Annotated in this window: 13 protein-coding genes; 10 read left to right on the top strand and 3 right to left on the bottom strand. The window is 35.6% G+C overall.

Annotated elements, in window-relative coordinates; all coding sequences use genetic code 11:
* Positions 1-132: 132 nt before the first annotated feature.
* On the bottom strand, positions 133-1,479 hold the full coding sequence (locus A3SG_RS0115580) for a DEAD/DEAH box helicase (protein WP_016990934.1): 1,347 nt from the start codon (positions 1,477-1,479) through the stop codon (positions 133-135).
* A 131-nt stretch (positions 1,480-1,610) separates the two neighbouring features.
* On the opposite strand from A3SG_RS0115580, the gene A3SG_RS0115575 reads away from it, so the two are divergent.
* Entirely contained in the window at positions 1,611-3,338 is a 1,728-nt protein-coding gene (locus A3SG_RS0115575; protein WP_016990933.1) for a M14 family metallopeptidase, read from the top strand.
* Here A3SG_RS0115575 and A3SG_RS0115570 read toward each other — a convergent pair.
* Positions 3,333-3,956: an NUDIX hydrolase gene (locus A3SG_RS0115570; protein ID WP_016990932.1), complete on the bottom strand. Its 624-nt coding sequence runs from the start codon at positions 3,954-3,956 to the stop codon at positions 3,333-3,335. The two genes, A3SG_RS0115575 and A3SG_RS0115570, sit on opposite strands and share 6 nt — an antisense overlap.
* A 7-nt stretch (positions 3,957-3,963) precedes the next feature.
* Between A3SG_RS0115570 and pyrE the strand changes: the two genes are divergently transcribed.
* Together pyrE and A3SG_RS0115560 are read left to right on the top strand one after the other, a co-directional pair.
* Positions 3,964-4,608, top strand: a complete 645-nt coding sequence (gene pyrE, locus A3SG_RS0115565) for an orotate phosphoribosyltransferase (protein WP_016990931.1) — start codon at positions 3,964-3,966, stop codon at positions 4,606-4,608.
* A gap of 17 nt (positions 4,609-4,625) precedes the next feature.
* Entirely contained in the window at positions 4,626-5,018 is a 393-nt protein-coding gene (locus tag A3SG_RS0115560) for an orotate phosphoribosyltransferase (protein ID WP_016990930.1), read from the top strand.
* An 87-nt stretch (positions 5,019-5,105) separates the two neighbouring features.
* On the opposite strand, the gene A3SG_RS0115555 is transcribed toward A3SG_RS0115560, so the two are convergent.
* Positions 5,106-5,834: a biotin--[acetyl-CoA-carboxylase] ligase gene (locus tag A3SG_RS0115555; protein ID WP_016990929.1), complete on the bottom strand. Its 729-nt coding sequence runs from the start codon at positions 5,832-5,834 to the stop codon at positions 5,106-5,108.
* A gap of 95 nt (positions 5,835-5,929) precedes the next feature.
* Here A3SG_RS0115555 and rsfS point away from each other — a divergent pair, with 95 nt between their 5' ends.
* The 7 genes from rsfS to A3SG_RS0115520 all read left to right on the top strand — a co-directional run bounded on the left by rsfS (position 5,930) and on the right by A3SG_RS0115520 (position 11,509).
* Positions 5,930-6,301, top strand: coding sequence for a ribosome silencing factor (gene rsfS, locus A3SG_RS0115550; protein ID WP_016990928.1), 372 nt, complete (start codon positions 5,930-5,932; stop codon positions 6,299-6,301).
* 18 nt (positions 6,302-6,319) lie between these two features.
* Positions 6,320-8,245 (top strand): ATP-dependent zinc metalloprotease FtsH, encoded by a 1,926-nt coding sequence (gene ftsH, locus A3SG_RS0115545; RefSeq protein WP_016990927.1) that lies wholly within the window; start codon positions 6,320-6,322, stop codon positions 8,243-8,245.
* Positions 8,246-8,359: 114 nt separating this feature from the next.
* A complete protein-coding gene (locus tag A3SG_RS0115540) occupies positions 8,360-8,965 on the top strand; it encodes a lactate utilization protein B/C (protein ID WP_016990926.1) in 606 nt (201 codons plus the stop codon).
* Between the two features lies 1 nt (position 8,966).
* Positions 8,967-9,812, top strand: a complete 846-nt coding sequence (locus A3SG_RS0115535) for a phosphatidate cytidylyltransferase (RefSeq protein ID WP_016990925.1) — start codon at positions 8,967-8,969, stop codon at positions 9,810-9,812.
* Complete coding sequence (locus tag A3SG_RS0115530) at positions 9,802-10,455, top strand: phosphatidylserine decarboxylase family protein (RefSeq protein WP_016990924.1); 654 nt, start codon at positions 9,802-9,804, stop codon at positions 10,453-10,455. The genes A3SG_RS0115535 and A3SG_RS0115530 overlap by 11 nt, the downstream gene beginning before the upstream one ends.
* Positions 10,455-10,724, top strand: coding sequence for an acyl-CoA-binding protein (locus A3SG_RS0115525; RefSeq protein WP_016990923.1), 270 nt, complete (start codon positions 10,455-10,457; stop codon positions 10,722-10,724). The genes A3SG_RS0115530 and A3SG_RS0115525 overlap by 1 nt, the downstream gene beginning before the upstream one ends.
* An 8-nt stretch (positions 10,725-10,732) precedes the next feature.
* Positions 10,733-11,509: a superoxide dismutase gene (locus A3SG_RS0115520; protein ID WP_029596850.1), complete on the top strand. Its 777-nt coding sequence runs from the start codon at positions 10,733-10,735 to the stop codon at positions 11,507-11,509.
* Positions 11,510-11,569 lie beyond the last annotated feature (60 nt).

The following is an 11,569-nucleotide window of genomic DNA, read 5'->3' as shown; positions in this document are numbered from 1 at the left end:
TTNTTTTTTATACTTTTTCGATCAATTCAAGTAACTATTTTCATTTCAGCGCAATTAATAACTGAATACTAAAAACTGATGACTGATCACTTTCTTAAAACCGAATACTGCTCACTGCGACAGATCAATGCTCTAAGATTCCTCTTCCTTCTTAATCACTTTTCTAGCTACTTCGATTTTAAACTTCTTGCCTTTCATTTTTTCATCCTGAATATTATGAAGCAATTCTTTTACTTTATTGAATTTTACTGCCGCAAAAGAAATGAAATCTTTTACCTCAATCAATCCTAAGTCGCCTTTTTCCAATTTTCCCTTCTGAGAAAAGAACCCTACGATATCAATTTTATTCAATTTATTTTTCTTCCCACCGCTGATGTAGATCGTTTGAAACTCCGGAGGTTTAGGCAATGAAGCACTTTCTAATTTAAAAACTTCCATTCCGTAGTTGATATACTCCATTTTTTTCTCACTCTCATGCGCAATAACATAGGCGGTTCCTGTAGATAACATCCGTGCTGTTCTACCGTTTCTATGCGTGAACTCATCCTCTTTTGAAGGCAAATGATAGTGGATAACGTGATTCATTTCAGGAATATCAAGACCACGGGCTGCTAAATCAGTAGTGATCAAATAACTCACACTTCCGTTTCTAAACTGGATTAAAGCGCGCTCTCTCTCATCTTGATCCATTCCTCCGTGATAGTAGGTAGAATAAATTCCTTTTTCGTTTAAAGTGTCGCTGATACGCTCTGCAGCATCTCTGTGGTTGCAAAAAACAATTGCCGATTGCGATTTCAACGAACAAATAAGATTAAACAAACTTCCAATTTTATCCTTTTCCTTGGAAATAACCAATTTTGTGGAAAGATTAGTTTCTTCCTCATTTTCTGGAATAAAGTCCAAAATCGTGGGATTTACTACTCGCGTGTATCTCGGGATCTCAATATCTGAGGTCGCCGAAACTAAAACACGTTTATTCAATTTGGTTAATTTCCCAATGATAAATGACATTTGCTCATGGAAACCCAATTGCAGTGACTTGTCGAATTCATCCAAAATCAATGTTTGAATTTTATCTGTTCTAAAAGTACCTCTATCAATATGATCAGCAATACGTCCCGGGGTTCCTATTAAAACCGCTGGCGGATTGCTTAAATTCTTAATTTCAGTGTCTATCGCGTGCCCGCCGTAACATACATTTACTTTATAATCTGTACCCATTTTTTTCCAAACTTGCTCAATTTGCAGGCCTAGTTCTCTTGAAGGAACCAGAATTAAACATTGAACCGAAAGAATTTCAGGTTGTAGCATTTCTAATATAGGTAATAAAAAAGCCAAAGTTTTACCTGACCCTGTTGGCGAAAGCAACAAAACATTATTATCATTTAAAATGGTTTCTTGCGCTGCTTCCTGCATTTCATTTAGGTTTTCGATGCCTAAATTCAAAAGTATATTGTTGGAATGGTGTCTCTTATTCATTTCGCAAAAGTACTTAAAAAAAGTCGTCAGTACCCTCTTTTTAGTGTTCAGACTGCATTTTTATAAATAGTATCGTAAAAATTGGCCAAAAAAAAATATTACATTTGGCTTATACCATAAAAAAACCACCTATGAGATTCTTTACTGTTGCGTTCCTACTATTTTCTGTGGCAAATTTCGCTCAAAAAGATATTAAATACGCCACTTTTTTTGAAAAAGGAAACGGAAATCAATCAGCGACTTACCAGGAAACCATCGCTTATTATACCTTACTAGCTAGCGATTTTTCCTCCATAAAAATGCTAGAAATGGGCGCTACTGATAGTGGCGAACCCTTACATCTTGTGATTTTTAATCCTGAAAAATCTTTTAACCTTGACGAAATTAAAAACAATAAGGCCATCCTATTGATAAATAATGGGATTCATGCGGGAGAACCCGATGGGATTGATGCCACGATGCAGTTATTTAGAGATTTAGCTCTCGGCAACATAAAGATTCCAAAGAATACGATTGTATCGACCATTCCGGTTTATAATATCGGAGGTGCATTGAATAGAAATTCGACGACAAGAGCGAATCAGGACGGACCAGAAATATATGGTTTCAGAGGTAACGGTAGGAATTATGACTTGAATCGGGATTTTATTAAGTCGGATACGCGAAACACTAAAAGTTTTGCGGCACTCTTTCACAAACTCAATCCCGATGTTTTTATAGACAATCACGTTAGTAATGGAGCTGACTATCAATATAAATTAACCTATATCATGACACAACAGAACCAATTAGGAACTGTTTTAGGTCGCTATCTAGATGCGGAGATGATGCCGTCAATCGTGCTTGATTTACAGAAAAAAAATATTGAAACTACTCCTTATGTAAATGCTTTTAGCGAAACCCCGGACAATGGCTTTATGCAATTCTTCGACAGTCCTCGATATTCGACAGGCTACACCTCCCTATTTAATACTATCGGTTTTGTTGTTGAAACACACATGCTGAAAAAATATGAAGATCGGGTAAAAGTAACCTACGAGTACATGCGTTCCACAATTAATTTTATGGACGCAAATCACCAGAAAATCAAAAAAATGCGGCTACAAAACGAAAAACAATATGCGCCTAACAATTCCTATCCCATCAAATGGGAAATTGACACCGCTAAAGTCTCCCAATTTTCATTTCTGGGTTTTGAAGCAGGGCATAAAAAAAGTGATGCTACTACTGGTAATCGCCTCTTTTATGACCGGTCTAGACCCTATAAAAAAGACATTCGCTATCTTAAAGAATACAAATCCGTCAAAGAAATTACCATCCCTACAGCGTATATTATTCCAAAAGCGTTTTGGAATATTATGGATTTATTAAAAAGCAACAAAATCGCATTTAGGCGGTTAGAAAAAGATACTCTAATAGAAGTCGAAAGCTATAAAATTGCGGATTACAAGACCTCAAGTGCACCTTATGAAGGCCACTATATTCATAGAGAAACTAAACTGGTGTCTAAAATGGAAAGGCTAGCTTTCTCCAAAGGGGATTATGTTATCGAAACGAGACAAAAAGGCGTTAAGTATCTTTTGGAAACTTTAGAACCTGAAGGAATCGATTCTTTTTTCAATTGGAATTTCTTCGATACGATGTTACAGCAGAAAGAAGGCTATTCTCCCTATGTATTTGAAGATACTGCAGCCCAGCTATTACAAGACAACCCGAAACTTACAGAGGAATTGGAACAGAAAAAGAAAGCGGACCCCATTTTTGCTAAAAGCCCTGAAGTGCAATTAGACTGGGTTTACAAACACTCCGTCTACTATGAAAAAGCGCATTTGCAATATCCAATCTACCGTTTGTTATAGAATAAAAAAACTACCTACTTCCTGGAGTTTTTTTATTTCAAACAATAATTTGATGTTTTCATATGAATTTTTTAAAGCTTCCGGGATTTCTTCGGGCTTAAACCACACTACTTTTTCGATACCTTCCTCTAATTGCCCTTTTGGCGTGCCCTCAAAATCAGATTGCATTTCAAACCAATGCGTGATTTTAAGCTTGTATTTCCCGTTGCGTTTAAAAATATGATAGGTCTTTTGGAGTTTTTTTGTAACCCGCAATTGATTTACTCCCGTTTCTTCTTCCACTTCACGCATTGCGGTGTCTTCAATTTCCTCTCCTTTTTCGATTCCACCCTTAGGTAAATCCCATTTTCCATTCCTGAAAATAAATAAAATCTCTCCCTTTTTATTATAGACAAAGCCACCTCCTGCTTTACAAACAGGAATTTTAGCCTTCAAAGTCTTCATAATTTCCTTTTCATCGGGATGATAGAGGTATGCTTTGTGAATTTTATTTTGAAATATTTTTACGATAAGTTGCTCAATGTCTATGCTTTCCAGCAAGAACAATTGGAAATCTGTTTCTTTTGAAATTTTATTTGTCAAAAAAAGTGGTTTGTCGTTAACAAAAACTTTATACATTTGTAATATGATTTTTAATAAAGATACTGCCGAAAAAACAGCCGAACTGCTTTTGCAAATAAATGCAATTAAATTGAATCCAGGAAATCCTTTTACATGGGCTTCTGGATGGAAATCACCTATTTACTGTGATAACAGGCTAATACTCTCATTTCCACCTATAAGAAATTATGTTCGAGATGCATTTTCTAAACATATTGAGAACAAATTTGGAAAACCAGATGTTATTGCCGGAGTAGCCACTGGAGCAATAGGAATTGGTATTCTCGTTGCCGAAAGTTTAGGAGTACCCTTTGTATATGTCCGACCAGAAGCTAAGAAACACGGGCGTCAAAACCAGGTAGAAGGTTTCTTGCAAAAAGGACAAAGTGTCGTCGTTGTTGAAGATTTGATCAGTACGGGAAACAGCAGTTTGATGGCTGTTGAAGCTTTGCGTGCTGCTGGTGCAAATATAAAAGGGATGGCTGCTATATTTACTTATGGGTTTGATATAGCCGAGCAAAACTTTAAAAACGCCAATATCGATTTATATACGCTAAGTAATTATCAAAATTTATTGAACTTGGCTGTTGCCAAAAGCTACATTAGCGAAAAAGAAGAACAAACCTTGAGAGAATGGAGCGTGAATCCTTCGACTTGGGATATAAAGTAAAATAACAAATTTAAAAGATGAACTTAGAAAGTCCAAAAGTTACCGTTCAAAAATCAGCTCAAGAATTATTCGATTTATTGACCGATGTAAAAAGCTATGAAAAATTAATGCCAGATAACATTGCTAAGTTTGAGGTAATCGGAGAAGATGCTTTTATTTTTGGATTAAAAGGAATGCCGGAAATTAAATTAAAAATGAAAGAAAAAGTAGTTGCAAGCAAAGTGGTCCTTGGGGCTGCAAGTGACAAACTGCCTTTCACATTAATAGCAAACATTGATATTATCTCCGATAATTCCAGTGCTGTACAGCTTGATTTCGAGGGAGAATTCAATCCTATGATGGCAATGATGATAAAAGGACCTATTGGTAAATTTATTGAAGCCTTAGCCACAAATATGACTAAGCTGTAAACGTTACCTTACCCTACAAATAAAGTCTTTTAGTTTATACTAAAAGACTTTACTTTTTTAGACCCTTTAAGAATCTATGCTCGCTTGTTAATAAAGCATTTGCACTTCTTTAATGCTGTATTCAAAGACACTATCATCCTCTAGAAGCACCTGAAGCTTTCCGTATGGAGAAACGCCCTGAATAATACCCATAAATTTTTTGTCCGTATTATCTTTGAACGGCATCGGAATTCCTTTTTTAAATAGTCTCTCGCTGTACTTTAGCCATAAAGACTCCGGTTGTAGCTGTACTAAATTAATATTTTGTTTCATCTTTTCAATGATCATATGGAGAATTTGCTCCTTATCAAATTGAGAACCACAAATCGCAGCTAATGAAGAGGCTTTAGGTAAATCCCCGAAATTGGTTTGATTGATATTTAGTCCCAATCCCACGACAGAAGAAATAGCCCCGTCCACCTTCAGACTATTTTCTATCAAAATACCACCTATTTTAAAATTATATGACATTATGTCGTTTGGCCATTTAATGCTTAATTTAGGAATATTATAACTTTCTAAAGCGGAAACAACGGCTAAAGCCACGGCAATATTGAGATTATAAATCTGACTTATCTGCAACAACGGATCCTTTATAAAAACACTCACTATTAGATTCTTACCCTCCTCAGAGTCCCATACAGATCCCATCTGTCCTTTTCCTTTGGTTTGCTTTTCAGCGATTACAACAGTAAAGTTATCGAGTTTCTGCCTATGTGACAATCCCTTAAGAAACTCATTTGTTGAATCTATGGCACCGAGTTTGATTAGTTTCATTAGTAATTATTTCTTCAACGGAATTTAATATTATGTTAAGGACCAAAAATAATGACAAAAAATGGTAACTTTACAAACTTATATAAAAATAATTCATGGCAAAAAAGACTATAAATAATGATGACCTTCTGGCGAGCATTATCAAGGGAATCGAAGAAGTAAAAGGAAATGACATAAATATTCTCGACTTAAGAGATATCGACACCTCAGTTTGCGACTACTTTGTTATTTGCAACGGAAATTCAAATACACAAGTTAACGCGATTGTTAACTCCATTCAAAAAACGGTTTCAAAAGAATTAAAGGATAAGCCTTGGCATGTTGAGGGTACAGACAATGCCGAATGGGTACTTATGGACTATGTTAACGTAGTAGTTCACGTTTTCCAAACACAAATACGTGAATATTATAATATTGAGAGTTTGTGGGGAGACGCTAAAATCACTGCAATAGCAAACAAATACTAAAAAAAAGAAAAAAGAAGAATGGCTAAAGATAACAACCCTACGCCTAATAAATTTAAAGTAAGCCCTTGGCTGGTTTATACCGCTATATTGCTTATTTTTTTATTTATTAGTTTCATAACTGGCAGCTCCAGTTTGCAAGAACCATCAAGCATAACATCATCTAGGTTTAATGAGCTTTTAGATAAAGGTGCAATTGAAAAAGTAATTGTTTATAATAAATCGGAGGCAGAAGTTTTTCTTACTGCTAATGCTTTAAAGTCAAACGAAAACAAAAAAGTTGCCAAAGATATATTTGACGCACCCAATAAAGGTCCACATTATACTTTTATAATAGGTAATGATCAAATATTACAAAACAAGTTAGAAAGTGCCGTTAGTGAAGGTAAATTGCAAGATTTCAATTTCTTATCTAAAAGCAATTGGTCTGATATCTTCATCAGTTTACTGCCAATAATTATTATCATTGGTGTTTGGATCTTTATTATGAGAAAAATGTCAGGTGGTGGCGGAGGCGGCAGCGGACAGATATTTAATATTGGAAAATCAAAAGCAAAACTTTTTGATGAAAAAACAGATGTAAAAACAACATTTAAAGATGTTGCTGGACTTGAAGGGGCCAAAGAAGAAATACAAGAAATTGTCGAGTTTCTTAAAAACCCAGAGAAATATACCAATCTTGGAGGCAAAATTCCAAAAGGAGCTTTACTTGTAGGGCCTCCAGGAACGGGGAAAACTTTATTGGCAAAGGCCGTGGCAGGAGAAGCACAAGTACCGTTTTTCTCTTTGTCAGGTTCTGATTTTGTTGAAATGTTTGTAGGTGTAGGTGCATCACGAGTACGTGACCTATTTAAACAAGCAAAAGAAAAATCTCCTGCGATCATTTTTATCGATGAAATTGATGCTGTAGGTAGAGCAAGAGGGAAAAGCAATATGTCAGGCGGAAATGACGAAAGAGAAAACACACTGAATCAATTACTTACAGAGATGGATGGTTTTGGTACCAACTCAAATGTTATAGTATTAGCAGCAACAAACAGAGCAGACGTTTTAGATAAAGCATTGATGCGTGCTGGTCGTTTTGACAGACAAATCTTTGTTGACTTGCCAGATATTCGTGAGCGTGCTGAAATATTTAAAGTACATCTTGCACCATTGAAAAAAGTAGAAGGTCTTGACACCGAATTTTTAGCAAAACAAACTCCAGGATTCTCAGGAGCCGATATAGCCAACGTTTGTAATGAAGCGGCACTAATTGCTGCCAGATACAACAAAACGGCTGTTGACAAACAAGATTTCCTTGATGCTGTGGATAGAATTGTTGGCGGTTTAGAAAAGAAAAATAAAATTGTAACTCCTGGAGAAAAGAAAGCAATCGCTATCCATGAAGCAGGACACGCAACGGTAAGTTGGATGTTAGAGCATGCAGCACCATTGATAAAAGTAACTATCGTTCCTAGAGGGCAAAGCCTTGGGGCAGCATGGTACTTACCCGAAGAACGTTTAATTGTTCGTGCTGACCAAATGTTAGACGAAATGTGCGCCACGATGGGAGGAAGAGCTGCTGAACAAGTTACTTTTGGCAGGATTTCAACCGGAGCATTAAGTGATTTAGAAAAAGTGACGAAACAAGCACGCGCTATGGTAACTGTTTATGGATTGAATGATAAAATAGGAAATGTTACCTATTATGATTCAACAGGACAAAGCGAATATAATTTTGCCAAGCCTTACTCTGAGGAAACTGCAAAAATCATTGACACTGAAATCTCCTTACTAATCGAAGGCCAGTACCAAAGAGCGATCGAAATCTTAGAAGAGCATAAAGACAAACTAAATCAACTAGCAGATATACTAATTGAAAAAGAAGTTATCTTTAAAGATGATTTAGAAGCGATTTTCGGGAAAAGGACCTTTGATAAAAACCTAGAAGAAATAGTATCTTAAATAAGGAGACTAATTTAATTATTTTTAAAATCTTAATTCAAAAACTACTTTTGAATTAAGATTTTTTTATCTTTGAGCAATTTCAAACTAATATTTAAAGCAGCTTAGCAATATATGAGTCTTTTCAGAAAAATTTTTGGTTCAAGTCTTTCATCATCAGATGACGAAAAAGAGCAAGATAACAGCAGTTTTCTTCCCGACGCAACCAATATGTCTATCGATGAACAATTTATCTATAATTTCAAAAAAAACGGCGGTAAATTTCTATACTGTGAGAATTTAGAAGAAGTTAAAGAACAATTCGAAAACATTCTTCAAGAAAACGACTGGTATGAAAGTAACGTGCTCTGTTACGAACCCAAACTCTTCCATATACTAGAGGAAAACAAACTCAGTTATGATAAGTCCCCAAACCCTAAATTCCTGTTTTCCAATTGCGAAAATCTGATAGCGGAAGAAGGTTCTATCTTGTTTTGTTCAAAACAGATAAAACAACACAAACCCAATGAACTACCTATTAATATTGTTATTTTAGCCACAACATCCCAAATTCTCGCAATAAAAAGCGATGGACTTAGTGGTATAAAAAAGAAGTACGAAGGAGATATCCCAACAAACATTACCGCTATAAAATATTTTGAAAAAGCAAAAGAAGAAGACTTTACCCAATATGGTAGTGCCGCAAAAAATCTTTATTTGTTGCTTTTAGAAGATCTTTAAAATGAATGAAACCCTTAAGAGATCTATTTCTGGAGCTATTTATGTTATTTTATTAATAGCTTCCATCCTATTTTCAACAGAAAGTTTTTTCATTCTGTTTGGCGTATTTCTCCTTATCGCAACCGTCGAGTTTTGCAACTTGGTACATCTTAATAAAGTGATTCCTTTTATACTTGCCGCTGCAACTTACATCCTATTCTATCAAATAACGATTGCCACAGCAGGTCTACTTTACCAATTAAGGTTCAACAAAACATTCGATTTGATTGTGCTCGTTTCCACCCTATTTGTATTTTTAAAATGCATTCATTTTCTTTTTGAACATGAAACCTTAAAAATTGATTCCTTTTCAAAATACGTATACCTGATAGGCTATATTATACTCCCATTTGTTATTATGACAAAAATTCCATTTGGTATAAATGGTTATAACCCTAAAATTCTAATCAGCATCTTTATACTGATATGGACAAACGATAGCTTTGCTTATATAGTGGGAAAGTCGATAGGGAGAACAAAATTGTTCGAACGTATATCACCAAAGAAAACGATAGAAGGCTTTGTAGGAGGGGTTGTATTTTCAGTTATTGCTAGTTATTTAATTTCAAAATATTACATCCAAATCGCTGATGGTAAAATGTTTATCTGGATTATCATAGCCTTAATAGTAGGCTTTTTTGGAACTATCGGTGATTTAATAGAATCCAAATTTAAACGTTTTGCTGGGGTAAAAGACAGCGGAAAAATAATGCCGGGCCATGGTGGCGTGCTAGATCGACTAGATAGTGTTATATTTGTAGCACCAATTGTATTTTTATTTTATCAAATTTTAAATTATGTTTCATAAAGAAGGAACCAAAACTATTTTACTGGGTATTATTTTTACAGCAGCTGTATTATTATTATCTGACCGTTTTATTGACACCATGTGGCTAAAGAAGCTGTTACAAATTGCAGCTTTTTTGATATTAATAATCATACTACAATTTTTCAGAAATCCTAAGAGATCTTTCACCATCGAAGAAAACCAAATATTGTCACCAGTCGATGGCAAAGTAGTTGTAATAGAAGAAGTTTACGAAGGGGAATACTATAAAGACAAGCGTTTGCAAATCTCTATATTCATGTCGCCTGTTAATGTGCATGTGACCCGTTACCCAATTACTGGTGTCGTAAAATTCAGCAAATACCATCCTGGGAAATTTTTAGTCGCATGGCATCCTAAAGCAAGTGAGGAAAATGAGCGAACTACGATAGTCCTGGAAAACGATAGATTCGGCGCCATTCTATACCGTCAAGTTGCTGGAGCATTAGCCCGAAGAATCGTAAATTATGCTGAAGAAGGCATGCAGGTTGTTCAAGGTACCGATGCTGGTTTTATCAAATTCGGTTCCAGAGTCGATTTGTTTTTACCTATCGGGACGCCAATCAACGTTGTGCTTAATCAAAAAGCAGTGGGCGGGAAAACGATTATTGCAACAAAAGGATAATGATTGAAAAAGAATTAGACACTCAGTTTCAGGAAGCGGTCACATCTGCTTCCCGCATGACTCAGGCATCATTACCACAGGATGTTCAGCTACGTCTATACGCCTGCTACAAACAGGCTACTTTTAGCGCTTTAGAACCAAGACAAACAACAACATATCACTTACGGGATGCTTTTAAAACAAATGCTTGGATGCAAATTAGTCATCTGACAGCTGACGAAGCAAAAGAGCAATACATAGAAATAATTAATTCCCTATTGAACAAATAATACCATCAATGAGAAAAATATATTTTTTAATATCGTCCTTGCTGTTGATTAGCTTTTTAGTTTCCTGCAACAACAAAAAACTAACTGAAGTCGTAGAAGTTCCACTGCCCACTGCCCAAGAAAAAGTAACTATTGGGTTTCCTGACGATGTGAAAGCAAATAAAGGTTCGTTTCAACTGGAAAAGCTCCCTTATGCGTATGATGCATTAGCACCTACGGTATCTCCTTTGACATTAGAGATGCATTATTCCAAACACTACCTTACCTATACTAACAATCTTAATAATGCCATTGCCGGAACTGAATATCAAAATCAATCCATCGAAAACATTTTAACTAAGTTAGACTTGAACGATGCTGATTTAAGAAACAATGCGGGAGGATATTATAATCACTCCTTGTATTGGAAATCCATGGCTCCCAATACCGGAGGCAAACCAAAAGACACGATGGCGGGCGCGATATCCAGGGATTTTGGCTCTTATGAAAACTTTGTCACTACTTTTAAAAGTGAAGCAACTAAACAATTTGGTTCTGCTTGGGTATGGCTAATTGTTGATAAATCAGGGAAACTGCAAGTCACAAGCACACAAAACCAAGATAATCCCTTAATGAAAAATGCTCTTGTTCCTGGGACTCCAATATTAGCATTGGATTTATGGGAGCATGCCTATTACTTAGGGTATCAATACCGCAGGAGAAATTACATTGATTCTTTTTTCAATGTGATCAATTGGCCAAAAGTTACAGAGAATTATGAGGCTGCCTTTAGGAAAAAATACTAAAAGAAAATTATTCATAAAAAATGCTGATGCATGCTACCTTGTTAGCGCATCAGCATTTTT

Source organism: Flavobacterium sp. ACAM 123, from assembly GCF_000264055.1.
GTDB lineage: Bacteria > Bacteroidota > Bacteroidia > Flavobacteriales > Flavobacteriaceae > Flavobacterium.
This window is presented reverse-complemented; position numbering and strand designations above follow the sequence as displayed.